At 67.2% G+C, this 24,734-nt stretch carries 22 protein-coding genes; 9 read left to right on the top strand and 13 right to left on the bottom strand.

From position 1 onward, the window contains the following. Window positions 1-11 precede the first annotated feature (11 nt). Both P0086_RS07845 and P0086_RS07840 read right to left on the bottom strand, forming a co-directional pair. Window positions 12-770 (bottom strand): SDR family NAD(P)-dependent oxidoreductase, encoded by a 759-nt coding sequence (locus P0086_RS07845; RefSeq protein WP_112597954.1) that lies wholly within the window; start codon window positions 768-770, stop codon window positions 12-14. A gap of 130 nt (window positions 771-900) precedes the next feature. Beyond that, complete coding sequence (locus tag P0086_RS07840) at window positions 901-1,860, bottom strand: GlxA family transcriptional regulator (protein ID WP_275784283.1); 960 nt, start codon at window positions 1,858-1,860, stop codon at window positions 901-903. Between the two features lie 182 nt (window positions 1,861-2,042). Here P0086_RS07840 and P0086_RS07835 point away from each other — a divergent pair, with 182 nt between their 5' ends. Further along, complete coding sequence (locus P0086_RS07835; protein ID WP_275784281.1) at window positions 2,043-3,017, top strand: substrate-binding domain-containing protein; 975 nt, start codon at window positions 2,043-2,045, stop codon at window positions 3,015-3,017. Between the two features lie 67 nt (window positions 3,018-3,084). Here P0086_RS07835 and P0086_RS07830 read toward each other — a convergent pair whose 3' ends face one another. The 8 genes from P0086_RS07830 to P0086_RS07795 form a co-directional block, all read right to left on the bottom strand. After that, window positions 3,085-4,353, bottom strand: coding sequence for an ABC transporter substrate-binding protein (locus P0086_RS07830; protein ID WP_275784279.1), 1,269 nt, complete (start codon window positions 4,351-4,353; stop codon window positions 3,085-3,087). 25 nt (window positions 4,354-4,378) lie between these two features. Continuing rightward, window positions 4,379-5,215, bottom strand: coding sequence for a carbohydrate ABC transporter permease (locus tag P0086_RS07825; RefSeq protein ID WP_275784277.1), 837 nt, complete (start codon window positions 5,213-5,215; stop codon window positions 4,379-4,381). Beyond that, on the bottom strand, window positions 5,212-6,147 hold the full coding sequence (locus P0086_RS07820; RefSeq protein WP_275784275.1) for a sugar ABC transporter permease: 936 nt from the start codon (window positions 6,145-6,147) through the stop codon (window positions 5,212-5,214). Before P0086_RS07820 ends, P0086_RS07825 begins: the two co-directional genes overlap by 4 nt. After that, window positions 6,140-7,306, bottom strand: coding sequence for an ABC transporter ATP-binding protein (locus P0086_RS07815; protein WP_275784274.1), 1,167 nt, complete (start codon window positions 7,304-7,306; stop codon window positions 6,140-6,142). The genes P0086_RS07820 and P0086_RS07815 overlap by 8 nt, the downstream gene beginning before the upstream one ends. After that, window positions 7,303-8,130: a metallophosphoesterase gene (locus tag P0086_RS07810; protein ID WP_275784272.1), complete on the bottom strand. Its 828-nt coding sequence runs from the start codon at window positions 8,128-8,130 to the stop codon at window positions 7,303-7,305. Before P0086_RS07810 ends, P0086_RS07815 begins: the two co-directional genes overlap by 4 nt. Window positions 8,131-8,266: 136 nt before the next feature. Next, the gene (locus P0086_RS07805) at window positions 8,267-8,872 is read right to left on the bottom strand and encodes an SCO family protein (RefSeq protein WP_275784269.1); all 606 of its coding nucleotides are present in this window, start codon (window positions 8,870-8,872) and stop codon (window positions 8,267-8,269) included. Further along, window positions 8,869-9,354 carry a copper chaperone PCu(A)C gene (locus P0086_RS07800; RefSeq protein WP_275784266.1) on the bottom strand — a complete coding sequence of 162 codons (486 nt, stop codon included), beginning with the start codon at window positions 9,352-9,354 and terminating at the stop codon, window positions 8,869-8,871. Before P0086_RS07800 ends, P0086_RS07805 begins: the two co-directional genes overlap by 4 nt. A gap of 204 nt (window positions 9,355-9,558) precedes the next feature. Beyond that, window positions 9,559-9,960, bottom strand: coding sequence for a hypothetical protein (locus P0086_RS07795; RefSeq protein ID WP_275784264.1), 402 nt, complete (start codon window positions 9,958-9,960; stop codon window positions 9,559-9,561). Between the two features lie 193 nt (window positions 9,961-10,153). On the opposite strand from P0086_RS07795, the gene P0086_RS07790 reads away from it, so the two are divergent. After that, window positions 10,154-10,549, top strand: a complete 396-nt coding sequence (locus P0086_RS07790; RefSeq protein ID WP_112610212.1) for a RidA family protein — start codon at window positions 10,154-10,156, stop codon at window positions 10,547-10,549. A 69-nt stretch (window positions 10,550-10,618) separates the two neighbouring features. Here P0086_RS07790 and P0086_RS07785 read toward each other — a convergent pair whose 3' ends face one another. Then, window positions 10,619-11,482: a MurR/RpiR family transcriptional regulator gene (locus tag P0086_RS07785; protein WP_112597928.1), complete on the bottom strand. Its 864-nt coding sequence runs from the start codon at window positions 11,480-11,482 to the stop codon at window positions 10,619-10,621. A gap of 187 nt (window positions 11,483-11,669) precedes the next feature. On the opposite strand from P0086_RS07785, the gene P0086_RS07780 reads away from it, so the two are divergent. The 6 genes from P0086_RS07780 to P0086_RS07755 all read left to right on the top strand — a co-directional run bounded on the left by P0086_RS07780 (window position 11,670) and on the right by P0086_RS07755 (window position 20,087). Then, window positions 11,670-12,758 (top strand): D-TA family PLP-dependent enzyme, encoded by a 1,089-nt coding sequence (locus P0086_RS07780; RefSeq protein WP_275784261.1) that lies wholly within the window; start codon window positions 11,670-11,672, stop codon window positions 12,756-12,758. Window positions 12,759-13,332: 574 nt separating this feature from the next. Then, window positions 13,333-14,814, top strand: a complete 1,482-nt coding sequence (locus tag P0086_RS07775) for a M81 family metallopeptidase (RefSeq protein ID WP_275784260.1) — start codon at window positions 13,333-13,335, stop codon at window positions 14,812-14,814. 98 nt (window positions 14,815-14,912) lie between these two features. Next, entirely contained in the window at window positions 14,913-16,433 is a 1,521-nt protein-coding gene (locus P0086_RS07770) for an ABC transporter substrate-binding protein (protein ID WP_275784258.1), read from the top strand. A 20-nt stretch (window positions 16,434-16,453) separates the two neighbouring features. Further along, the gene (locus tag P0086_RS07765) at window positions 16,454-17,395 is read left to right on the top strand and encodes an ABC transporter permease (RefSeq protein WP_112598040.1); all 942 of its coding nucleotides are present in this window, start codon (window positions 16,454-16,456) and stop codon (window positions 17,393-17,395) included. Further along, complete coding sequence (locus P0086_RS07760; protein WP_275784255.1) at window positions 17,392-18,252, top strand: ABC transporter permease; 861 nt, start codon at window positions 17,392-17,394, stop codon at window positions 18,250-18,252. Before P0086_RS07765 ends, P0086_RS07760 begins: the two co-directional genes overlap by 4 nt. A gap of 2 nt (window positions 18,253-18,254) precedes the next feature. Further along, window positions 18,255-20,087, top strand: coding sequence for an ABC transporter ATP-binding protein (locus tag P0086_RS07755; RefSeq protein ID WP_275784252.1), 1,833 nt, complete (start codon window positions 18,255-18,257; stop codon window positions 20,085-20,087). A 141-nt stretch (window positions 20,088-20,228) separates the two neighbouring features. Here P0086_RS07755 and P0086_RS07750 read toward each other — a convergent pair whose 3' ends face one another. Then, the gene (locus P0086_RS07750; protein WP_112597916.1) at window positions 20,229-22,790 is read right to left on the bottom strand and encodes an FAD-dependent oxidoreductase; all 2,562 of its coding nucleotides are present in this window, start codon (window positions 22,788-22,790) and stop codon (window positions 20,229-20,231) included. Window positions 22,791-23,010: 220 nt separating this feature from the next. Between P0086_RS07750 and P0086_RS07745 the strand changes: the two genes are divergently transcribed. Then, window positions 23,011-24,150 carry a PQQ-dependent sugar dehydrogenase gene (locus P0086_RS07745; RefSeq protein ID WP_275784249.1) on the top strand — a complete coding sequence of 380 codons (1,140 nt, stop codon included), beginning with the start codon at window positions 23,011-23,013 and terminating at the stop codon, window positions 24,148-24,150. Between the two features lie 44 nt (window positions 24,151-24,194). Here P0086_RS07745 and P0086_RS07740 read toward each other — a convergent pair whose 3' ends face one another. Next, on the bottom strand, window positions 24,195-24,680 hold the full coding sequence (locus P0086_RS07740) for a MarR family transcriptional regulator (protein WP_112610200.1): 486 nt from the start codon (window positions 24,678-24,680) through the stop codon (window positions 24,195-24,197). Window positions 24,681-24,734 lie beyond the last annotated feature (54 nt).

Genomic DNA, 24,734 nt, shown 5'->3' with positions numbered 1-24,734 from the left:
GGCCCTTCCGCTCAGACGGGGATGGGGTTGGCGACGACGGATTCGTTGAAGCCGTGGACGAATGCATGTTCGCCGCTTCCCGGATTGTCCCGCAGCGCGCGGATCTCGTCGACGATCACCTCCTCGGCATCCGTGGCCAGGCCGGCCATGGTCTTTTCGATGAAGATGTCGAGCGGCATGGCGCGCGGATCGCCGCTCTTCCTGATCAGGTCGGTATCGACCCACGGCGGCGCAATTTCCTGCACCGTCACGTTGGTGTTGCGCAGCTGGAAGCGCTGCGAGAGCGCGTAGGAATGCAGCGCCGCCTTGGCGGCGGAATAGACCGCGGTGCTGGCGAGCGGCACATAGGCCAGCACGGAGGTGTTGTGGATGATGGTGGCCCGCGGCTGCCGCTTCAGGTGCTCGATCAGCGCCGAGGTCAGGCGGATGGGGCCCAAAAGGTTGGTGTCGATGATGCTGCGCGACTGCGCGTCGTCGATCCGGCCGCCGGCGTCGTCGAACGGCATGATGCCGGCATTGTTGATGAGCACGTTGAGGCTCGGATACTCACGGATCAGCCGGGCGGCCACGCGATCGATGTCCGCCGGATCGGCGATGTCGAGCTCGATGCCCTCGATGCCGGGATTGGCGGCGGCGACCTCGTCCAGCAGCTTCTTGCGGCGGCCTGCGATGATGACCTTATTGCCGAGCTTGTGGAAGGCTTCCGCCAGCCCCCGGCCGATGCCGGACGTGCCGCCGGTGATGAAGATGGTGTTGTCGGTGGTCTGCATGATCCTGGCTCCTTCGGGTGTCGCGCCGGGCTGCGGTCGCGGCCGGTTTCGATGGAAGGATCATGGCCCATGCCTGTCGTGTCTCAAATGACATAGAAACGTCAATTTAGGACATGGCGAGGGTCGCGATTCAGGCGGCGTCCTCCGTGCTGTCGCCTTCGATCAGGCGAAGGCTGCGGCGCAGGCTCTGCGGCGGCTGGCCGAAGAAGCGCAGGAACGCCCGCCGCATTCGGTCGCGGTCGGCAAATCCGGTATCACGCGCGACGATGTCCATGGAGTGCCGCCCGTCCTCCAGCATCACCTTCGCAGCCTCGAGCCGCAGCCGTTCGACCGCTTTTGCGGGCGACTGACCGGTCTCCTCGCGGAAGATGCGGCTGAACTGGCGCGGGCTGAGGCTGGCCGCCTCGGCCAGTTCCTCGACGCTGAGCGCGTTGCGAAGGTGTTCCTTGGCATAGACCAAGGCCCGGCGCACGCGGTCCGAACGCGGTTCCAGTTCCAGAAGCGCGGAAAACTGCGACTGGCCGCCGGGGCGACGATGGTAGACCACCAGTTTCCGCGCGATCGAGCGCGCCAGCTCCGCGCCGTGGTCCTCCTCGATCAGCGCCAGGGTCAGGTCGATGGCGGCGCTCATGCCGGCCGAGGTCCAGATGTTGCTGTCATTGACGAAGATGCGGTCCTCGTTGACGGCGATCTGGGGAAAGCGTTCCTGCAGGGCCCTGGCATGCGCCCAGTGGGTGGTCGCGCCGCGGCCGTCGAGCAGGCCGGCCTCCGCCAGAAGAAAGGCGCCCGTGCAGACGCCCGCGACCCGCCGTGATTCGTGCCCGGCCGTCTTGAGGTAGTCGCGCAGGCCGGGCGAGGCCCGGCGCGGCACCAGTTCGCCCACGACCATGAGCGTATCGGGGAAGGCCCCGAGCGGCTGCGTCTCGATGCGGATGCCGAGCGAGGAGAAAACGGTGCCGCCCTTCTCCGACATCACCGTCAGCCGATAGGTATCGGCGCCGAGCGTCTCGTTGGCAAATTCGAAGGCGGACAGGGCGGCCAGGCCCATCACCTGGAATCCGTCCTCCATGATGAAGCCGACCTCGCGCATGGCTGTCTCCTTTGTGGCCGAATTTCCTGCTTATAGATATTTCGGGACAAACTTTCCAGTGCTGGCGGATGGATGCGGACCGTGCGGATGTCGGCCGGCGCGCCTGACACAAATCTTTCATGAGAAACCGTGAAAACCACGCCTGGTCGGCCATGGGCGGTGTCGGCCGGAAGGGATGTTCGATGACTACGCTGCAGGAAGTGGCGTTGAGAGCGGGCTGCTCGGTCGCGACCGCCAGCCGTGCGCTCACCCGCAACGGCTGCGTCAGCGACGCCATGATCCGCAAGGTGCGGCGCGCAGCCGCCGAACTCGGCTATCGCCAGTCGCCCGCCGGCGGGAAGGCCGGGCGGCGGGTCATCGGCGTGCTCGTGCCGAGCATCACCAATCCCGTCTTTTCCTCCTCCCTCTCCAGCATCGAGAACCGGATGCTGGTTGCCGGCCATGGCGTCGTGATCGCCCAGTCCCACTACGATCCCGCGCGCGAGGCCGATGCCGTAAAGGCGCTTCTGAACGACCGGCCGACCGGGCTGATCCTGACCCTGTGCGACCCGGGGGCGAACGCGCACCTGCCGTCCGACCTGCCGCCCACCGTCCTCCTCGGCAATCGCCCGACGGCCGCGTTTCCGGCGGCCGTCTGCGTCGACAACGTCGCCGCGGGCTACGAATTGACCCGGTACCTGCTGGATCTCGGCCATCGCCGGATCCTGTTCATCTCCGGAAACTTCACCGCCTCCGACCGCGCCCGGTCGCGGCATGACGGCTACCTGCAGGCGATGGCGGAGGCGGGTGTCGACCCGCTCGAGCCCCTGCAGATCGCCTTCGTCGGCGGCTACAGCCAGCTCGAGCTCGATACCGTGCTCGCCCGGTCTTCGCCGACCGCGATCATCGCCTCGAACGATCTCCTGGCCTTCGGCGTCATCGGCGCGCTGCGGCGGGAGGGGCTGTGCGTGCCGCGCGATGTCTCGGTCGCAGGCTTCGACGGCATCGAGATGGGGCAGATGCTCGACCCGCCGCTGACGACGATCGAAATGCCCGATGCCAGCATGGGCACGACGGCAGCCTCGCTGCTGCTCGACATCGCCGAGAACGGCGCCCCGCCCCGCCACTTCGCCCTGGACCATTTGCTGCGCCGCGGCGGCACGGTGCGCGCCGTGTAGTTGGCAACGAGAAGGCCGCCGCCCCGGAACGGACGACGGCCCTCGCTGGTCAGGTCGTGGCAGCCGCTCAGCTGCGCGGCAGCAGGCGCTTCACCTCGTTGGCGGCGTCGTCCAAAGCCTCTTCCGGCGTGGCCGACTGGTCGACGACGCGCGAGGTGTTGTCGACGATGGTCTGGGTGACGCGGACGCCGTTGGAGCCGGGGAAAGCGTACCAGGGGATCATCCGCGGCATCTGCTTCAGCCCGGCCTGGAACAGCGGGTTCTGCTTGTAGAAGTCGCCGAGATATTCCGGAGATTTGGCGGCGAGCTCGTTGTTCGGCACGTAGCCGGTGCCCGGAACGACGACCGAGGCGCCGTAGGGGCCGGCGGCGAACTTGGCGAATTTCCAGGCGGCGTCCTGCCTGGCTTCGTCGTGCGTCAGGATGACGACGGCATTGCCGCCGGTCGGCAGCTTGCCGTTGACGGGGTCGAGCAGCGGGATCTCGGCCGTGCGCAGGTCGAACTTGCCGCCGACGTTCTTGATCGTGTTGCGCAGCGCGCCGGTGGTCTGGAAGGCGAAGCCGACCTTGCCGGCGACGAAGGCCTGCTCGCCGGCCTGCTTGGTGAAGACCGGCATGCCGGCCTCCTTGACCAGGCGGTCGACCACATTCATGGCCTGCTGGCCGGCCGGGCCGTTGAAGGCCACTTCGCTCTCGTCCTCGGAAAGCATCGTGCCGCCGGCGCCGAACAGGAGCGCGGAGAACATCCAGTCGTCGCCCTGCCAGCGGAAGTCGACGGAATCGACGCCGTCGCCGAGCGCCTTGATCTTGGCGCCGAGCGCGATGACCTCGTCCCAGGTCTTCGGCGGCTCGTCCGGGTTGCCGCCGGCCGCCTTCACCAGGTCGGCGTTGTAGTACATGATCGGGTTGGACGTGGCGAAGGCGAGGCCGACCTGCTTGCCGCCCACCTGGGCGAGCTTGAGGATGTTGTCCGAAAAGCCCTGCTCGGCCATCGTCGCCTTGTCCTTGGCGATCATCGGGCCCATGTCGACGGGAATGTCGCGCTCGTTGGCCATGCGCAGGCGGTTGAGGCCGATGAAGGTGATGTCCGGCATCTCGTCGGTGCCGGCCTGGCGCATGATGGTCTGGATGCCTTCCTCGTAAGTGGCGGACGGGTTGGCGAACTGGATCTTGATGTCCGGGTTCTCCTCCATGAACTTCTTCGAGATCGTGTCCATCACGTCCTTGAAGAAGCCCGGCATCGGATAGTGGACGGTCAGCGTCGTCTCGGCCCGGGCCGGCAGCGATACCGACAGGGTCACCGCCGCGGCGGCAAGGAATGTGCTGAAGTGCTTCATCGCATGGCTCCTGGTGAAAGGCCGGTCAACCCTTGAGACCGGTCATGGTTATGCCCTCGACGAAGCGCTTCTGTGCGAACAGGAACGCGGCGACGAGCGGGAAGGTGATGATCAGCGTGGCGGCCATCAGCGCGCCGTAGTCGTCCCCGGCCTCGGCGGCGCGGAAGTAGAGCAGGCCGAGCGGCGGCGTCGCATAGGCCTGGTTCGAGACCACGATCAGCGGCCAGTAGAGGTCGTTCCAGTGCGCGACGACCGAGAAGATCGAGAACGCGGTGATGGCCGGAAAGGCATTGGGCACGATCACGCGGGCGATGATGCCGGGCTCGCTCATGCCGTCCAGACGCGCGGCATGGATGAGATCGTCCGGCATGGCGCGGAAGAACTGCAGGAACAGGAAGATGCCGAACACCGAGATGGTGAAGGGCGCCACCAGCGCCACGTAGCTGTTGAGCGCGCCGGCGCGGTCGAAGGCGACATAGAGCGGCAGCGCCGTGGCGTGGATCGGCACCAGCAGGCCGAGCATGACCAGCACCATCATGGCGCGGGCGGCGCGGAAACGCAGCTTCGCCATGGCGTAGGCGCAGGGAATGGCGATCACCACCTGGAAGGCGAGGATCAGGGCGCAGACGAGGACCCCGTTCATCAGCAGCGTCCCCATGGAGACCCGCGACAGCGCCTTGGCGAAGTTCTGCACGTAGAACCATTGTTGCGGGATCAGCGACAGCGACGCGGTGAAGATGTCGCTCTGCGCCTTGCCGGCCGTCGAGACCATGAAGACGTAGGGCGCGAGGAAGACGGCGGCGCCGAAGCCGAGGACGGACAGGCGGGCGATGCGCCCGGGCGTGAGGCTGGAAGCGGTCATGCGTAGTGCACCTGCCGGTCCTGGGCGCGGTACTGCAGGACCATCAGCACGACGAGGATGGCGAGGAAGACCACCGTCATCGCCGAGGCGTAGCCGACGCGCAGATAGACGAAACCCTCCTGGTAGATGGTGAAGAGCAGCACCTCCGAGGCCTTGTTCGGCCCCCCTTCGGTGAGCGTCTTGACCGTCTCGAAGACCTTCACCGAATTGATGATGCTGATGGTCGTGACGAACAGCGTCGTCGGTCCCAGCATCGGCCAGGTGACCAGCCGGAAGCGATCCCAGGCGGACTTCGCCCCGTCGACCTCGGCCGCGGCATAGAGTTCGCGCGGTATGGCGGTGAGGCCGGCGAGGAAGAGCACGAGGTTGAAGCCGACCGATTGCCAGATGCCGATGATGGCCAGGCTGTAGAGCACGGTCGAGGACGCGCCGAGCCAGTTCGGGCCGGCAATCCCGAACGTCGCCAGCATCGCGTTGATCGGGCCGATGGTCGGGTGGAAGAGATACTGCCAGACCGTCGCCATCGCCACCAGCAGCGAGGCCACCGGCAGGAAATAGGCGGTGCGGAAGAAGGACCGGCCGATGCCTTCCGCCTCGATCAGCATGGCGAGAGCGAGCGCCAGGAAGATGGAGACGGGGGTGACGACGCCGGCATAGACGGCGGTGTTGCCGAGCGAGCGCAGGAAGGTGCGGTCGCCGAAAAGCTCGGCATAGTTTTCGAAACCCACGAAGCGGAAGTCGGCATAGCCGAGCTCGAAATCGGTGAAGCCGAGGCCGATCACCGCGGCGACCGGCAGGACGATGAAGACGAGCACGAGCAGCAGCGCGGGTGCGGCGAGCAGCCAGGCGATGCGCGCCTCGCGCCGTTCCGGCGTGGCGGCGCGCGGCACGGCGCGCGCAAGTCCGGCAGAAGGGGCGGCGAGATCAGCCATGCAGCGCCTCCCGCACGACGGTGTCGGAGAGCGGCGCGGCCGCCAGGCGGCCGCCGTCCGCGGAAAAGACGAAGATGCGCCGGGCGTCGGCATGGAGCCGCACCGGCGTGCCCGCGGAAAGACCGGCCGCTTCGGCCGGGCTCACCTTGGCGACCATGGTCTCGCCGATGGCGTCGAGCCGGCAATGGACGATGACTTCCGAGCCGAGGAATTCCAGGCGCTCGACGCGGGCCGGCAGGCCTTCGCCGCCCTGGCGTATGACGGTGACGAATTCCGGCCGCACGCCGAGCGTCACCGCCGAACCGGCCGCCGCATGGTCGGCGAGGCGGCAGCGTGTGCCGCCCAGCGCCACCGTGCCGCCTTCCTCGACCTGCGAGGCGATCAGGTTGATGCGCGGCTGGCCGACGAACTTCGCCACCTCGACATGCTGCGGATCGTCGTAGATCACCTGCGGTGAGGCGAGCTGCAGCAGTGACCCGCCGATCATCACGGCCACGCGATCGGCCATCGACAGCGCCTCGGCCTGGTCGTGGGTGACGTAGAGCGTCGGCACGCCGGCGCGGCGGTGCAGGTCGACGATCTCGCCGCGGGCATGGACGCGCAGGTTCGCGTCGAGGTTGGACAGCGGCTCGTCCATCAGGAAGATCGAGGGACGGCGCACCATGGCGCGGGCGAGCGCCACGCGCTGGCGCTGGCCGCCGGACATCTGCCCCGGCTTGCGGTCGAGCAGGTGGTCGATCCGGAGCGACGCCGCCATCTCGCGCACGTCACGCTGGATGCTCGCAACCGCCTTGCGCCGGCCGGGCACCAGGGCACCGAGAAAAGGCAGGCGCCCGGCGCGCGTCAGCCGCCGCATCATCAGCGGCACGGCGATGTTCTGCGCGGCCGTCAGATGCGGATAGAGCGCGTAGGACTGGAAGACCATCGCGATGTTGCGGTCGGCGGCATGGGCCGTGGTCATGTCGCGGCCGGCAAGCACGATCTCGCCGCTGACGGGCGTCTCGAGCCCGGCGAGAATGCGCAGGAGGGTGCTCTTGCCGCATCCGGACGGACCGACCAGCGCGATGAACTCGCCCGGTTCCGCCTCCAGCGTCACCCCCTTGAGGATCTGGTTGCCGCCGAAGGATTTCGCGATGTCGCGGAGAACGAGCGCGCTCATTCCGCCGCCGCCTTCTTCGCCGCGCGCGGATAGACCTCGTGGATCACCTCGTCGATCACGTGCGCGGTCATGCCCGGAACGGCGACGATCTCGCTTTTGACGTCGTCGGCGAAGGTGTGGACGACCGCGCCGACCAGGCGTTCGCCCGGCATCTCGCGCTCGATCTTGTCGATGACGAAGGCGGCCGAAGGTCCCCAGGTGATCGCGGTGTTGCCGAACCGGCCCTGCCAGGCCCAGTGCAGGTGGCCGCTGGCGAACAGCGCCACGTCATGGGCGGCGATCAGGTCGTAGAGCCGCTTGCGCTGCGCCGGCCGAACGCTCCAGTAGCCCGTGTCGCCCTCGTCGAGCGCGTCGACGAACAGCGGCTTGTGGGAAAACAGCGCCAGCCGGCGTCCGTCGCGCTCTTCGAATGCGGTCCGCAACCATTCGAACTGCGCCTCTTCCTCTTCGTCCTCGTGACCGAGAAGAAGCGCATTGAGCCCGACGAGACGCCAGCCGTTCGCGTCCTCGACGAAGCGGTCGCCGCCGACGATGCGGCGCCAGCGTGCGAGGCGTTCGGCGTTGACCGGCTGGTCCATGTGCGCGAAATGCCCGACGTCGTGGTTGCCGGGCACGATCAGCATCGGCGCCGTCACCTGCCGCATCAGCTCCATCGAAAAGGTGATGTCGGCTTCCTTGTCGGCCCCGTCCACCGTCAGGTCGCCGGTGTGGACGACGAGATCGGCGCCGCTGTCTTCGATGAAGTTCAGGAGCGGCGCCCAGTTGCCGTTGAAATGCGTCTTTTCGGGGCTGAAATGGGTGTCGGTGATCTGGATGATTTTCATGGGCCGCTTCTCCGCACCGGCGCGTCTCGGACTGTCGGACGCGCCGCAGGAAGGCCCTAGCCGGCTCTCATGTCAGAGCTGTAACGGTCTTTTCCAATTCCTTTCCAATTCTGTCACAAACGGTGCCGGCAGCCTCTCATGCCGGATCGCTTGTCCTGGCGAGCAGCGTCTCCTCGATGCGCGCAATCGCCGCGTCGCGATCCATCCCGTAGGGGATCATCGCCTTCAGGCGCCCGTCGGCGCCGACGAGCAGCAGCGACATGGTGTGGCGCATGTGGTAGTCCCCGTCCGCGCCGGGCAGCCGGCTGGCATGGATCATCCAGCCGTCCACGACCTTCCGCATTTCCTCCGGCGCGCCGGTGATGCCGCGGATGCGGTCGGTGAAGGCGGTCACGCAGCCGTGCATCACGTCCGGCGTGTCGCGCTCCGGGTCGACCGAGAAGAAATAGGCCTTCAGGCCCTTGCCCCGCGGCCCGATCGCCTTCAGCCAGTCGGCGACCTCGTAGAGCGTCGTCGGGCAGACCTCCGGGCAGCGGGTGTAGCCGAAATAGACGAGGGACGGGCTTCCATGAAAGATCGACTGGTCGACGGCCTCGCCCCTGTCGTCGACCAGCGCGAACTGCCCCCGAAACGGGCCGGGCCTGCTCCTGTCGGCGGCAACCGAGATCATGACGCCGACGAGGACGGCGATGAGGAGGCCCGCCAGCCAGGCCCCCGCAACGACGGCAGGGTGCCGTGTCACTGCCCGTGTCCCTTGTTCGCATCCTGCCCGCCGCCGGCGGCGGGCCCGACGGTGAACTCCACCTCGACGGTGCCGGCCTTCTCGAAGGTCAGCGTCGCCGCGATCTTCTCGCCTTCCTTGAACGGCTCGGCGACGTTCATGAACATGACGTGGTAGCCGCCGGGCTTGAGTTCGACGGTGGCCCCGGCCGGAACGGCCACCCCGTCCTTCAGTTCGCGCATGACCATGATGCCGCCGTCCATCTTCATCTCGTGCAGCTGGGCGCTTGCCGCACGCGCGGTGGCGACCGCGACGAGGCGGTCGTCGGCGCCCTCATTGGTGATGCTGAGGTAGCCGCCGCCCACCTTTGCCCCGGGGAGCATGGCGCGCGCATGGGGATGGTCGATCTCGATCTGCCCGACCTTGAAGTCATGGGCGAGCGCCATGGCCGGACCGGACAGCAACAGGGCGAGGGCGAGAAGCGTCGATGTCGATTTCTTCATGATTGTCTCCAGTATGGGTTTGATGTGGTTTGCGGGTGGATGGTGAGGGTCGCCGGCGCGGCGCGCGCTTCGGCGGGTTGTTGGCGGTGGCGGTCCGGCGATGGCCGCCGTCGATGCGCGCGGAAGGGGGCACGGACACGGGCACGCTCGTGGCAGACCGTTTCCGGCACGGCTGAAGATGCCGCCGCAATCAGCGGCAGCGGCTCAGGCTTGCGGGCCGGATGGAGGACCGCGCGGAGCGGTGTTCGGCGGGAAGAGCTGCCGGTGGTGCGCTTCGGCCGGGAGCGGCATGGAGCGGGCGATCTCGCGCAGGATCGGCTCAAGGGCCTCCGCTTGCGGCACCGGCAGCAGAACGGAGGCCGAGAGCCGGCAGGCCTCGCAGCCCGAGCCCTGGTCCTGCCCGTCATGGCTGGCCTTGCCGTGCTCGGACGAAAGGCAGAGGACCGGCAGCGTGCCGTCCGGCAGCACGTATTGCGCAAGCTCGGTCGCAGCCGGCAGCCATGGGGCCGCCATCGCCGGCTTGTGCGCGAAGCCGACGAACAGCAGGGCGAGCGTGCAGAGCGCACGCACCATGCAATGTTCGACGAAGCTCAGACGCCCGACCATGATTTCCCCAACGCGCCATTGCGACGCGACCGGAACCATATCCACCGCGCCTGCCGCATTCAATGCGGCAAACTGGCCCGTGATCCAGCCTGGGATATGGAAATAATTTTCATAGTGTGATGGACGTCGGTGAATTCAGGCGCTATCGTCATGCCAATTCACCAAAATATGAAAATGAATTGCAGGAGCGCTCATGTCCCAGAAAAAGCTCGTTCGCCTCGAAGCGGCCGACAACCAGGCCGGCGGCCAGCGTCGTCCCTTCGCCAAGGCCGTCAGGGCCGGCGACTTCGTCTATGTCTCCGGGCAGGTGCCGACGGTGGACGGCGAGGTCGTTTCCGGCAACATCGTCGCCCAGACCGAGCAGGTCGTCGCCAACATCAAGTCCGTGCTGGCGCTGGCCGACTGCACGCTGGCCGACGTCGTCAAGGTCAATGTCTGGCTGGATGACGCGCGCGACTTCTCCAGCTTCAACGCCGTCTTCCAGAAGCACTTCATCGATCACCCGCCCGCCCGCTCGACCGTGCAGTCGCCGCTGATGGTCGACGCGAAGGTCGAGATGGACGTGATCGCCTACAAGCCGCTCGACTGACGCCCGCCCGTCGTGCCGGCGGACGAATGTCGGCCCAAACGCGACCTGGCACTGGTCCCCGTCTGGGGCTCAGTCGCCCAGCAGCTGGCGGTCGTCGCCGTCGCGATGGCGCACCAGTTCTTCCTTGATGCTGCGCAGCGCCTTGATCGCCTTGGTGCGATCGGCATAGGCGACCAGGTTGGCGAGGATGTCGATTGCCGCGAGATAGGCGTAGCGCGTCGAGGTGGGGCGGAAGATGTTTTTCCCCTCCGGCAGTTCGATGGCGATCACCACGTCGGCGGCTGCGGCCACCGGGGAGTTCGGCTGGGTGATGACGATCGTCGGAATGGCGGCCTGGCGGAGCAGTTCGAGGCAGTGGACGAGGCCGAGGTCGCGTCCGGTGAAGGACGAGCCGAAGACGACCGTGCCCGGCTGCGCGGCGGCCGACATCATCACGTTCATGTTGTGGTCGTTGGAGGCGTTGATGCGGCACCCGAGCCGGAAGAGGCGGTTGTGCAGTTCGTTGACGATCATGGCGGAGTTGCCGCTGGCGCCGAAGGCCTGGATGAATTCCGCGCCGCGCAGGAGATGGGCAGCCCTGTCCAGCGTGGCGAGGTCGAGCTGGCGGTGCAGCTCGAACAGCGCGTTCTGCGCCTTGGTGACGATGTCTTCCGCGACCTCTTCCGGCGTGGCCGTCGGGGCCTCCGGCTTCAGGTAGCGCAGCCCGACATAGGTCATCCGCGCCAGCTGCACCTTGAAGTCCGAATAGCCCTGGCATCCCAGCCGCCGGCAGAACCGCGTCACCGTCGGCGGCGAAACGCCCGCCCGCTCGGCCAGCTCGATGATCGAGGAGTTGACCACGAACTCGACGTCGTCGAGCACCAGCCGCGCCAGTTTCTTCTCCAGCCCGGACAGCTTGCCGTCCTCGTCGGAGAGGCCGTGAAAAAGATCCATGGGAGTTCCCTGAACGCTGGCGCTGCGGCGCGAAGTTCCAAAATCGTGAAAATGAATTTCTCTCCAGCGCTATTTCATAGCATAGTGCGCGGGAGCTTCAACGGAAGCAGATGCTTCAACGAAAATAAATAACAATCCGCCGCTGCCGCAGGTCGCGGCGCTTCAGCAGGACCATAGAGGTGTATCCATGTTCAATCCCTGGCCGGAAGCCGGCACGCCGCTCGATCAGGTCGCAACCCCCATGCCCGTGATCGACGAGGAGCGTCTGGCCGCGAACATCGCAAGGGCTCAGCGCTATGTCGAGGCGCACGGCAAGGTGTTCCGCCCGCACATCAAGACGCACAAGATCGCCGCCATCGCGCGCCAGCAGCTTCAGGCCGGCGCCGTCGGCATCAACTGCCAGAAGATCAGCGAGGCGGAGGTATTCGCCGATGCCGGTTTCGACGATATCCTGATCACCTACAACATCCTCGGTGCGCCCAAGCTCGCGCGCCTGCGCGCGCTCAATGAACGGGTCGGGCGGCTTGCCGTGGTTGCCGACAGCGCCACGGTCGTCGAAGGGCTCGCGGGGACCTTCGATGCGGGCGGGCCGCTGACGGTGCTGGTCGAATGCGACACCGGCGGCCGCCGCTGCGGCGTGCAGACGCCGGAGGATGCCGCAGCCCTGGCGGAGAAGATCGCGGCCGCCCCCGGCCTGCGCTTTGCCGGCATCCTGACCTATCCGGCGACCGGCGGGGCGGAGCGGGTCGAGGCATTCATCGCCCGCACCATGAACCTGCTGGCGGAGAAGGATATCGCGTGCCCGGTGCGCTCCAACGGCGGCTCGCCGGACCTGTTTTCGGCGCATCTGGTGCCGTCCGCCACCGAGCACCGCGCCGGAACCTATGTCTACAACGACCGCAGCATGGTTCGGGCCGGTCACTGCACGGCCGACGATCTCGCCATGCACATTCTGGCGACCGTGGTCTCCCGGCCGGCGCCCGATCGCGCCGTTCTCGATTGCGGCTCGAAGGCCCTGACCTCCGACCTCCTGGGCTTCAGCGACTACGGCATGATCGAGGGCTTAGAGGGCGCGCGCATCGTCTCCCTGTCGGAGGAGCATGCGGTGGTCGACCTGAAGGATGTGACGGGTGTCTTTCCCGGTGTCGGCGAAAGGGTCAGGGTGGTGCCCAACCACACCTGCGTGGTCAGCAATCTCTTCGACCGGATGGTGTTCCATCGCGGCGGCGTCGTGACCCGCGTCGAAACGGTGGATGCGCGCGGCACGGTGTGGTGAAACCCCGGCCGACCTGAAACTTTTTTCGTGCCGGGCCCGGAATTCGCCTTTCGGACCCGGCGCCGGCGCGCCGGACGGCGAAAATGGGGCGCGATTTCCCGGCGCGTTTTTCATGGCCAGCTTGCGCGCCGCGCGGCGGGCCCGGACGCAGGCGCCGCGGAAGCTCCTGATCTTCAAAAGAAAATGGACGGACGGACAGGCCCTGCCATCGGCGCGCACGCCGGAGGTCGTGAAAATATTCGCGACTTCGTATGCGTTATGTAAAAGAATTACATAAACTGACGATGCGTATCAGAAGTTCGTTGACATTCTGGCGATCGGACGCATTATGAAGAAAATAAATTACACTGAACAACAGTGAACGGGTGAGCAGGAACAGCAGGCAGGCAAGCCTCCGGAACCAGTCGTAATTCGAAAACGGGCATGCGTCGTCCCTTCTCTGGGGCAGCGCGCGCCGGGTCGAAGTGCGCCCTCCGGGTACGCCGGTCGCAAATGAAATGGCGGCGGGCCTTGCCGATCGGCATGGGCGCCGCAGACGACGCGGCCATCGGCCGGGACAGATTTGGGATTTCTGATGCGCATATTCACCGCCTCGCTGGCGACCGAAACCAACACGTTCTCTCCCGTCCCGACCGACATGCACGCGTTCAAGGCGGCGTTCTATGCGGGACCCGGCGAGCACCCCGACACGCCGACGCTCTGTTCGTCCGTCGTGCCGATCCTGCGCCGCCGCGGGCGGGCGGAGGGCTTCACCGTCATCGAGGGCACGTCGTGCTGGGCCGAGCCCGCCGGCCTGATCCAGCGCCGGACCTACGAGATGCTGCGGGACCGGATCCTGGGCGAGCTGCAGGCCGCCCTGCCGGTCGACGGCGTCGTCCTCGGCCTGCATGGCGCCATGGTGGCGCAGGGCTACGACGACCCGGAAGGCGATTTCCTCTCGCGGGTCCGCGCGATCGTCGGACCCGATGTCCTCGTCGCCGCCGAGTTCGATCCGCACAGCCACCTGACGGCGCTCCGCGTCGCCAATCTCGACATCCTGGCCGCCTTCCTGGAGTTCCCGCACACGGACTTCGAGCAGCGCGGCGAACACGTCGTCGAGCTGGCGCTGAGGACGCTGAGCGGCAAGCTCAAGCCGGTGATCTCCACCTTCGACTGCCGGATGATCACGATCTATCCGACCAGCCGCGAGCCGATGCGCTCCTTCGTCGATCGCCTGAAGGCGATGGAAGGCAAGGACGGCATCGTCTCGATCTCGGTCATCCACGGCTTCATGGCGGGCGACGTGCCCGACATGGGCACCCGCATCGTCGTCGTCACCGACGACGCCCGGGAGAAGGGTGACGCGCTCGCTAGCGCGCTGGGCCGCGAGCTCTACGGCATGCGCCGGCAGACGGCGATGCCGATGCTCGATACCGAGGCCGGGCTCGACCGCGCGCTCGAACTGCGCGCTACCTGCCCGGACAAGCCGGTGGTGATCGCCGATGTCTGGGACAATCCGGGCGGCGGCGTGGCGGGCGATGCCACCCATGTCCTGCGCCGGATGATGGAGCGCGGCCTCGACGACATCGCCGTGGCGACGATCTGGGATCCCGTTGCCGTTTCCTTCTGCCATGCGGCAGGCGAGGGGGCGGAGCTCGACCTGCGCATCGGCGGCAAGTCCGGCCCGCAGGGCGGCGAACCGCTCGACCTGCGGGTCCGGGTGGAGCGCGTCGTGGACAGCGGCTGGCAGAGCTTCCGCAACAGCCGCGTCACGCTCGGCAGTGCCGCGGTCGTCCGCCCGCTCGGGACCGAAACCGACATCGTGCTGATCACCAGCCGCACCCAGACCTACGAGCCGGACATCTTTTCCAACCTGGGCATCGATTTTTCCGCCAAGCGCATGCTGCTCGTGAAGTCGACCAACCACTTTCACGCGGGGTTCCAGCCGATCGCCTCCGAGATCGTCTACATCGCCGCGCCGACCTCCTACCCGACGGACCCGGCAACGACGCCCTACCGAAAGGCGAGCCTCGAATTGTGGCCGCGCGTCGCCGATCCGCTGGGGCTGGAAAGCTGACCCGGGCCCGGCCTCCGTGCCGGCCCGAAGCCTCGAGCAGTTGCGACAAACCGGTGTGCGCGAAACGCACGCATCCTAGTGAAAGAAAGGGGAACCTCATGAAGAAGACTTTTCTCATCGCGACCTTGGCCTCCGCCCTGGCCGCTTCCACCGGGCTCGTGCCCGCGCAGGCGGCCTCCGAAGGCATCCTGACGGTTGCCACCATCGGCGAGCCGCCGACGCTGGATGCCATGCAGACGCCCACCGACATCGTGCTGATGATCGACCAGCACATCTTCGAGACGCTCTACACCTATGACGCCCAGTGGAAGTCGGTGCCGCTGCTGGCGGCCGCGATGCCGGACGTCTCCGAGGACGGGCTCACCTATCGCATTCCGCTGCGCGAAGGCGTGACGTTCCACGACGGCAGCGCCTTCGACGCCAAGGACGTGGTCGCCTCGCTGACCCGCTGGATGGCGGTCAACTCCAAGGGCAAGCAGGTTGCGACGATCGTCGAGAGCCTCGCCGAGGATGGCGCCCATGCCGTCGTCATCAAGCTGAAGTCCCGCTACGCGCCGCTGCTGGCGACCCTGTCGCAGGCCTCGATCATCCTGCCGTCGGAAAAGGTGGCCGACACCCTCACCGAATTCGTCGGCACCGGCCCCTACGCCCTGAAGGAGCGCAAGCCCGACCAGTATACCCAGCTCGTCCGCTTCGACGGCTACAAGTCGCCCGAAGGCGAGCCGAGCAACTATGCCGGCAAGCGCGAGGCGATCGCTAAGGAAGTCCGCTTCGTGCCGGTGCCGGATGCGAACACCCGCGTCGAGGGCCTGATTTCCGGCCAGTTCGACTATGCGGACGCGCTGCCCGTCAGCGCCTATGAGCGCGTCGAGGCGAGCGGCACCGCCAAGCCTGTGATCTTCGAGAACGCCGGCTGGGCCTCGCTCAACATGAACATGAAGGAAGGGGTGCTGACGAAGAAGGAACTCCGCCAGGCGGTTCAGGCAGCGCTCAACCCCTCCGACATGATGCTGGCCGCCTTCTCCGACGACCGCTTCTTCAGCGTCGATGCGTCGATCTTCCCGACCGGCTCCTTCTGGCACACCGAGGCCGGCGTGGCCCGCTACGGCGAAGGCGATCCGGAGGCGGCCGCGGCACTCCTCGAGGCCGCCGGCTACGACGGCACCCCGATCCGCCTGATGACCAGCCGCCAGTACGAGTTCCACTACAAGATCGGCGAGGTCGCCAAGGCCTATCTCGAGGCCGCCGGCTTCAAGGTCGACCTGCAGGTGGTCGACTGGGCGACGCTGACCACCCGCCGTGCCGACCCGAAGGAATGGGACATCTTCATCACCCATTCCAATTTCCCCGGCGACCCGACGACGATCAACACGATCACCGACACCTATCCGGGCTGGTACGTCTCCGACCAGAAGGCCAAGGTCGTCGCCGCCTACATGGAAGCCGCCAGCGACGACGACAAGCTGAAGGCCTGGGAAGCGATCCAGGCGGCGATCTATGACGATGCGCCGCTGTTCAAGGTCGGCAACTTCAATGCGGTCGCCGGCGTGGCGGGCTCCATCGGCGGCTATACGCCGACCTACTGGCCGCATTTCTGGAACGTCACCCCGAAGAACTGAGGCTCTCAACCATGGCAAGGATCGCCCGGACACTCTTGAACCGGCTTGGCGGCATGCTGATCGTGCTCGCCATCGTGGTGACGGTCGTTTTCGTCATCGTCCGGGTGACGCCGGGCGATCCGGCCGCCGTCATGCTTGGGGCGGATGCCACGCCCCAGGACATCGCCGACCTGCGCGCGAAGATGGGCCTCGATGCGCCGCTTCTCGTCCAGTACGTCCAGTTCGTGCTGGGCCTGCTGAAGGGCGATCTCGGCCAGTCGATCTTCCTCAACCAGCCGGTCGCCCAGGCACTGGCAGCCCGCGCCGAGCCGACCTTCTTCCTGACCCTGTTCTCCATCCTGATCGCGGTCTCGATCGCGCTGCCGGTCGGCATCCTCTCCGCCGTCCGCCGCGGCACGCTGTTCGACCAGATCGTCGTCACCCTGACCATGGTGGCGGCGAGCGTCCCCAGCTTTTGGCTCGGCCTCTTGCTGATCCAGGTCCTCGCCGTCGGCCAGGGCTGGTTTCCGGCGTCGGGCTATGGCGGCCCGGATACGCCCTTCCTCGTGCGGCTGCATCACCTCGTCCTGCCGGCGATCGCGCTCGGGATCGTCAACTCGGCGCTGATCACCCGCTTCACGCGCGCCGCCATGCTGGACGTTCTCGGCGACGACTACGTTCGCACCGCCCGCGCCAAGGGCGCGAGCGAGCGCCGGGTCATCCTCAAGCACGCGCTGAAGAATGCAATGATCCCGATCATCACCGTCATCGGCCTCTCCATCGCCATGCTGGTCGCCGGCGCGGTCGTCACCGAGACGGTGTTCGGCCTGCCGGGCATCGGCAACCTCGTCGTCTCCGCGGTGCTGCGCCGCGACTATCCCGTCATCCAGGGCGCGCTGCTGGTCGTCGCGGCGATCTACGTGCTCATCAACTTCGCCGTGGACATGCTCTACATTCTCGTCGATCCGAGGGTGCGCCTATGACGACCGCCTCCGCCGCTCGCCCGTTCGCCGCAGGCCTGCGCCGCCTGTTCGGCAACCGCGCCATCCTGTTCGGGGCCGTCATCCTGCTGGTCGTGGTGCTTGCCGCGCTGCTCGCGCCGTGGGTCGCCCCCTATGCGCCCAACAAGCTGTCGATCGTCAACAAGCTCAAAGGGCCGTCGCTGGTCCATGTCTTCGGCACGGATGAGTTCGGCCGCGACATCTTCTCCCGGGCGATCTTCGCCGGCCGCATCTCGCTTCTCGTCAGCCTCGGGGTCGTGTGCATCTCCACCGTCCTCGGCGTGCTCCTGGGCGTGGCCGCTGGGTTCTTCCGCCGGCTCGACGCGCCGATCTCCCGCCTGCTCGATGCGATGATGTCCTTTCCCGACATCCTGCTCGCGATCGCGCTGGTCGCAGCCCTCGGACCGTCGCTTGCAACCGTCATCCTCGCGCTCGGCATCACCTATGCCCCGCGCCTGGCCCGCATCGTGCGCGGCTCGACGCTGGTCCTGCGCGAGTTGCCCTATATCGAGGCGGCGGTCGCCATGGGCCTGCCGACATGGCAGATCCTGCTGCGCCACGTGCTGCTCAACCTTGCCTCACCCATTCTGGTGCAGGCGACGTTCGTGTTCGCATCGGCGATGCTGGCGGAGGCCAGCCTGTCGTTCCTCGGCGTCGGCGTTTCCACCGACATGCCGACCTGGGGCACCATGCTGGCGTCGGGGCGGGAATACATGAACAACGCGCCCTGGCTGATGGTCTTCCCCGGCCTTGCCATCGTCTTCTCGGTCTTGTCGCTGCAACTGCTCGGCGATGGCCTGCGGGATCTCGTCGATCCGCGGCTTGCGAAGGAAAGCTGACCATGCGTGAAATCGCCTCTGCGGGCCAGCCGGTGCTGTCCATCGAAAACCTCACGACCTCCTTCCGGACGCCCGACGGCTGGCGCGCCGTGATCCGCGACATCAGCCTTGCGGTGCACGCCGGCGAGACGGTCGCGATCGTCGGCGAATCCGGCTCGGGCAAGAGCGTCACCGCCCTGTCCACCATGCGTCTGCTGCCGCCCGGCAAGGCGCGCTGCGAAGGGCGCATCCTGCTCGAAGGCCGCGATCTCCTGAAGGCCTCCGAAGCCGAGATGCGCGCGGTGCGCGGCGGCGCGATCGGCATGATCTTCCAGGAGCCGATGACCTCGCTGAACCCGGTCTTCACCATCGGCAACCAGATTGCCGAAGCCCTCGTCCTCCACCAGGATCTCTCGTGGAAGGCCGCCGAGGCGGAAGCGCTGCGGCTGATGGAGCGGGTCCGCATTCCGGCAGCGAAGACCCGGCTCAACGAATATCCGCACAAGTTCTCCGGCGGCATGCGCCAGCGCGTCATGATCGCCATGGCGCTCGCCTGCCGGCCGAAGCTTCTGATCGCCGACGAGCCGACGACGGCCCTCGACGTGACGATCCAGGCGGAGATCCTGCATCTGATCCGTGAACTGCAGCGCGAAGAGAACATGGGCGTGCTGTTCATCACCCACGACATGGGCGTGGTGGCCGAGGTCGCCGACCGGACGGTGGTGATGTTCCGCGGCGACATGATCGAGGCCGGCGCCACCGGGGACATCTTCGAGGCGCCGCGGGCGCCCTACACGAAATCGCTGCTCGCCTCGATCCCCAGGCTCGGAACCATGGGCGAGGCCAGGGCGCCGCGGCGCTTCCCCGAGATCGATCCGGACACCGGCGAGGCGGCCGCCGGCCGCGAGATGAAGCCGGTCGCGACCGACGTCGCGCCGATCCTGAAGGTCGACGGCCTCACCGTCCGCTTCGACCTGCCGAACGGCCGCGTGCATGCCGTCGAGGACGTGTCCTTCGATCTGCGCCCGGGGGAGACGCTGGCGCTCGTCGGCGAATCCGGCTGCGGCAAGTCGACCACCGGGCGAGCCATCATCCGGCTGATCGAGCCGACCGCCGGTTCGATCGTCATCGGTGGCGAGGATGTCACGAGGGCGGGGACGACGGCGCTGAGGCGCATGCGCCGCACCTCGCAGATGATCTTCCAGGATCCCTTCGCCTCGCTGAACCCGCGCATTGCGATCGGCTCCGCGATCGCCGAGCCGATGCTGTCGCACGGGCTGATGGGCAAGCGCGAGGCGAGGGAGCGCGTGGCCGAGCTGCTGGAGCAGGTCGGTCTCTCGCCGGCGATGGCCGACCGCTACCCGCACGAGTTTTCCGGCGGCCAGCGCCAGCGCATCTCCATCGCCCGCGCGCTCGCGCTCGAGCCGCAGCTGATCGTGGCGGACGAGGCGGTCTCCGCGCTCGACGTCTCGGTCAAGGCGCAGGTCTCCAACCTGCTGCTCGACCTGCAGGAGAAGCGGGGCCTCGCCTATCTGTTCATCTCCCACGACATGGCGGTGGTCGAGCGCGTCAGCCACCGCGTCGCGGTGATGTATCTCGGCGAGATCGTCGAAATCGGACCCCGCGCCGCCGTCTTCGGCAACCCGCAGCATCCCTATACCCGCCGCCTCATCGCCGCGGTGCCGCTGCCCGACCCGAAGCGGCGCGGACTGCTCCGGCCGCCGCTCGACGAGGAGATCAAGAGCCCCGTCCGTCCTTACGGCTACGTTCCGCCGAAGCGGGCCTATGTCGAGGTCTCTCCCGGCCATTTCGTCCAGGAAACGGCGCCGGCGGAGCGCGAATGTCTTTCCGCCTGATGCGGGCGTGGGCGTAGCCGCGTCCCCTTGGGAAACGCGCCGCGCTGGCGAGGGGGAGGCCCCTTCGGCAAGAAGCCCGCCGGTGGCGGGCTTCGGTGACAGTCGGACGGTGGCCCGGACCCGGTCCGGGCGCTGCGGCGATCAGGTGCGCGGCTTGAGGTTCTCGGGGTCGTAGAGCGGCTTGTAGCCGATGCCGACCACCTCGACCGGATAGGTCTCGGCGAAATACTCTACGTTCAGCTTGCGGCCGACCTGGCAGTATTCCTGCGGCAGGTAGGCGAGCGCGATGTTCTTGCCGATCGTCGGGCCGTAGGCGACCGAGGTCGTGTAGGAGATGCGGCCGAGCCTGTCGACCAGCGTCTTGCCGGTCTCCGGGTCGAGCACCGGCATCGAGCCGACCGGATAGCGCTTCACGCCCTTCGCGTCCGTGTTCTCCGTCATCACCAGCGTGCAGAGCATCGCCGGCTGATGCTCGCGGGCCTTGTACTCCAGGTGCTTGGCCTTGCCGCGGAAATCGGCGTCCTTCACCTTCGGGCGGGCGAGATCGGCCTCGATCAGGTTGTACTGGGTGAGAAGGTCGGCGTTCTGCAGGCGCAGGCTCTTTTCCATGCGCCGCGAGTTCGCATAGGTCTCGACGCCGAAGGCCATCACGCCGGTGGCGCGCAGCGCATCCCAGACGGCAAGGCCGTCCTCGTACTTCATGTGCAGTTCCCAGCCCTGCTCGCCGACATAGGAGATGCGGAAGGCGGTGACCGGCTTGCCGGCGATCTCGATCGGCTTGATCGCGGCAAAGGCGAAGTTCTCCGGGTCGAGCCCGGCCGGGTCGGCGACCGCCTTCTTCAGCGTCGCGCGGGCGTTCGGGCCCCAGATGCCGATGGTGACGAACTTTTCGGAGACGTCGGTGATGGTGACGTCGAGGCCGCGATCCTCGGCCACGCGCCTCATGTAGTGGAAGTCGCGCGGGCCGGCGTCGGCGCCGTTGACGAGCCGGCAGCGATCGGCCATGCGGAAGACGGTGAAGTCGGCGCGCACCATGCCCTCGTCGTCGAGGAAGTGGGTGTAGATGCCCTTGCCGATGTTGGCGTCGCCGCCGATCTTGGCGGCGCAGAGCCATTCGAGCAGCTCGACGTGATCCGGTCCCTCGATGTCGACCATGTGGAAGTGGCTGAGGTTGACGATGCCGCAATCCTCGCTCATCGCCAGGTGCTCGGCGTTGGAGACGCGCCAGAAATGGCGGTTGTCCCATTCGTTCTCGCGCACCGGCACGCGGTCGCCGTACTTCTCCAGCAGGTGCTCGTTGGCGGCATAGCCGTGCGCGCGCTCCCAGCCGCCGAGCTCCATGAAGTAGCCGCCGAGTTCCTTCTCGCGCTCGTAGAAGGGCGAGCGCTTGACGTTGCGGCCGGTGGCATAGGGTTCGCGCGGATGGATGGCCGGGAAGTAGATCTTCTGCGCCGCCTCGAAGGTGCGCCCCTCGATGAACTTCTCCTCCAGCTGGTGCGGGTAGAAGCGCGCATAGTCGATCGAGTTGTGGTCGATCTCGGTGCGCCCGTCGGTCATCCAGTCGGCGATCAGCTTGCCGTAACCGGGGGCGTCCTTGACCCAGATCGCCACGCAGTACCAGAGACCGCGGACCTTCTGGCTCTCGCCGCAGGAGGGGCCGCCGGCGGCGGAGACCTGCAGCAGGCCGTTGAAGGAATGCCCCTCGTTGTAGCCGAGTTCGCCGAGGATCGGCGTCAGTTCCATCGCGCGTTCCAGCGGTTCGAGGATCTGCTCCATCTCGAGGTCCCGCTGCGACGGCGAAAGCCGCGCCTGGTCCTTTTCCAGGATGTCTCGCGGATGGCAGAGGCGCGGATTGTCGGTCTCGTAGTAGCCCCACTCGATCTGGCCGCCCTCGGTGGTGTTCGGATCGCCGGTGTCGCGCATGTAGGCCGAATTGCCCTGGTCACGCAGAAGCGGGTAGCCGATCTCCTTGCCGGTGCCTTCGAATTCGTTGAACGGGCCGAAGAAGGTCAGCGGATGGTCGACCGGCATCACCGGCAGGTCCTCGCCGACCATCTCGGCGATCAGCCGGCCCCAGATGCCGGCGCAGACGATGACGTGATCGGCCATGATCGTGCCGCGATGGGTGACGACGCCCTTGATCCGGCCCTTCTCGACGATCAGCGACTTCGCCGGCGTATTGCCGAACATCTTCAGCTTGCCGCTCTTCTCGGCAGCGTCGACCAGCTTGCCGGCGACCGTCTGCGAGCGCGGGATGACGAGGCCCGCGTCGGGGTCGAACATGCCGCCCTGCACCATGTTCTCCTCGATCAGCGGGAAGAGCTTCTTGATCTCGGCGGGGGAGACGTAGTGCGCGCGGGTGCCGAAGGCCTTGGCCGAGGTCAGCTTGCGCTTGATCTCCTCCATCCAGGTGTCGTCGCCGGTGCGCGCCACTTCCAGGCCGCCGATGCGGGCGTAGTGGCCCATCTTCTCGTAGAAATCGATCGAGTACTGGGTCGTCCAGACTGAGAGATAGTCGTGGCTGGTCGTGTAGCAGAAGTCCGACGCATGCGCCGTCGAGCCGATGTCGGTCGGAATGCCCGACTTGTCGATACCGACGATGTCGTCCCAGCCGCGCTCGATCAGGTGATGGGCGATCGAGGCGCCCACGATGCCTCCGAGCCCGATGATGACGACCTTTGCGTGTGTGGGAAATTCAGCCATTGCGTGCGACCCTGATTGATACCGGAGGCGGATATTAGGGCTTGTGTCACCACCAGTAGAGCCTGTCTACGACATTCTCATCGTGCTGGACGACGACGGCATGTCGTGCAAAGCCGCCGTCACGGCGGGGACACGCAGACGTGAAGAAACGGCGCTGGCGCCGCGGCGTTCGGGGTGATTGGGTACGACGCAGGACAATGTCAGCGACAGGAACGACCGGATGGCAGGCAGGACCTTTTCGATCGCGTTCGGGATTGCGGCTGTCGCCTTTGCGACGGCCGCAAGGGCGGAAAGCATCAATGCCGGCGAGCGCCCGGCAACGGCGGAAAGGCCCTTCGCGGTCGAGGCGGTGGCGGCGTTCGATACCCCCTGGGCGATCGCCTTCCTCCCCGACGGGCGCATGCTGGTGACGGAGAAGCCCGGCGCCATCTTCCTGGTCACCCGCGAAGGCGGGAAGACGCCTGTGGAAAACGTTCCCGACGTGGTCGCCGCCGGCCAGAACGGTCTGCTGGACATCGCGCCGGCGCCGGACTTCGCCGAGAGCCGCACCGTCTACCTGACCTATGTCGAGCCGGGCTCCGGCGGCGGCAGCCTCGCGCTCGCCCGCGCCAAATTGGCAGAGAGCGATGGGGCGGCGGCGCTGGAGGACCTTGCCGTGATCTGGCGGCAGCAGCCGGGCGGCGGGCGCGGCCAGCCCGGCGGCATCATCGCCTTCGACCCCGACGGCACCCATCTCTTCCTCACCTCCGGCGACCGCATGCGGCCGCAGACGGCGCAGGATTCGGACGACACCCGCGGCAAGGTGCTGCGGCTCAACCTCGACGGATCGACACCCGCCGACAACCCGCAGGCCACTGCCGGCGGCGCGCGCGCCCAGACCTGGACGATGGGCCACCGCAATCCCTACGGCCTCGCCTTTGCGCCCGACGGCAAGCTCTGGCTGCACGAGATGGGCCCGCGCGGCGGCGACGAGCTCAACCTGATCGAGCCGGGGAAGAACTACGGCTGGCCGGTCGTCTCCAACGGCGACAACTACAGCGGCACGCCCATTCCCCGGCACGCGACCCGTCCGGAGTTTGCCGCACCCCCGCTCTACTGGAACCCGGTGATCGCCCCTGCCGGCATGGTGGTCTACGACGGGGCGATGTTCCCCGCCTGGCGGGGCTCGGCCCTGATCGGCGGGCTCGGCGCCATGGCGCTGATCCGCGTCGCCTTCGACGGCAGCGGCGGGGCCGACGAGGCCGACCGCTGGGAGATGGACGACCGCATCCGCGACGTCGCCGTCGGGCCGGACGGCGCGATCTGGCTCATCGAGGACAACAGCCCCGGTCGCCTGCTCCGCCTGACGCCCGGCGACTGATCCGTAGTGACGGATCCTGTCGGGCCGCGCCGGCGGCGCCTGCGCTAGACCTGGCTGCCCTCGTCGAAGTCGCCTTCGGTCGGGCCGTCCTGCAGGGCGCTGTCGAAGCGCTGCGCCTCGATCATCGCCAGCCCGCGCAGGAAAGCGCCGGCGTCGTCGCCGAGCGAGGCGATCAGCCGCTTCTCGAAGGCCTCCGCCTTCGGCACGATCTTGAGATAGATGCCGCGGCCGAGGTCGGTGAGCTGCAGCAGTTCCTCGCGGCGGTCTTCGTCGTTCTGCCGCCGCCGCAGCCAGCGCCGGTCCTCCAGCGCCTTCACCGCCCGGCTCACCTTGGTCTTGTGCATGGCCGAATGCGCCCCGATCGCCTTGGCCGTCGCCACCTCGAACTGGCCGAGCGTGGCGAGCACGCGCCATTCCGGCACCGTGAGGTCGAAGTCCGGCCCGTAGACGGAGCGGAATTCCCGCGACACCGCAGCACTGATCCGGTTGAGCCGATAGGGCAGGAAGGTCTCGAGCTTGAGCTTGGTCATGGCGTGCAGGATGCGGCAGGATTGTTTTCGATCGGCCCGACGATAGCGCCGCGC

The sequence above is a fragment of the Mycoplana sp. MJR14 genome (assembly GCF_029210525.1).
Taxonomy (GTDB): Bacteria; Pseudomonadota; Alphaproteobacteria; order Rhizobiales; family Rhizobiaceae; genus Mycoplana.
Note: the sequence above shows the minus strand (reverse complement) of the source record. Positions and strands in the feature narration are given on the sequence as shown.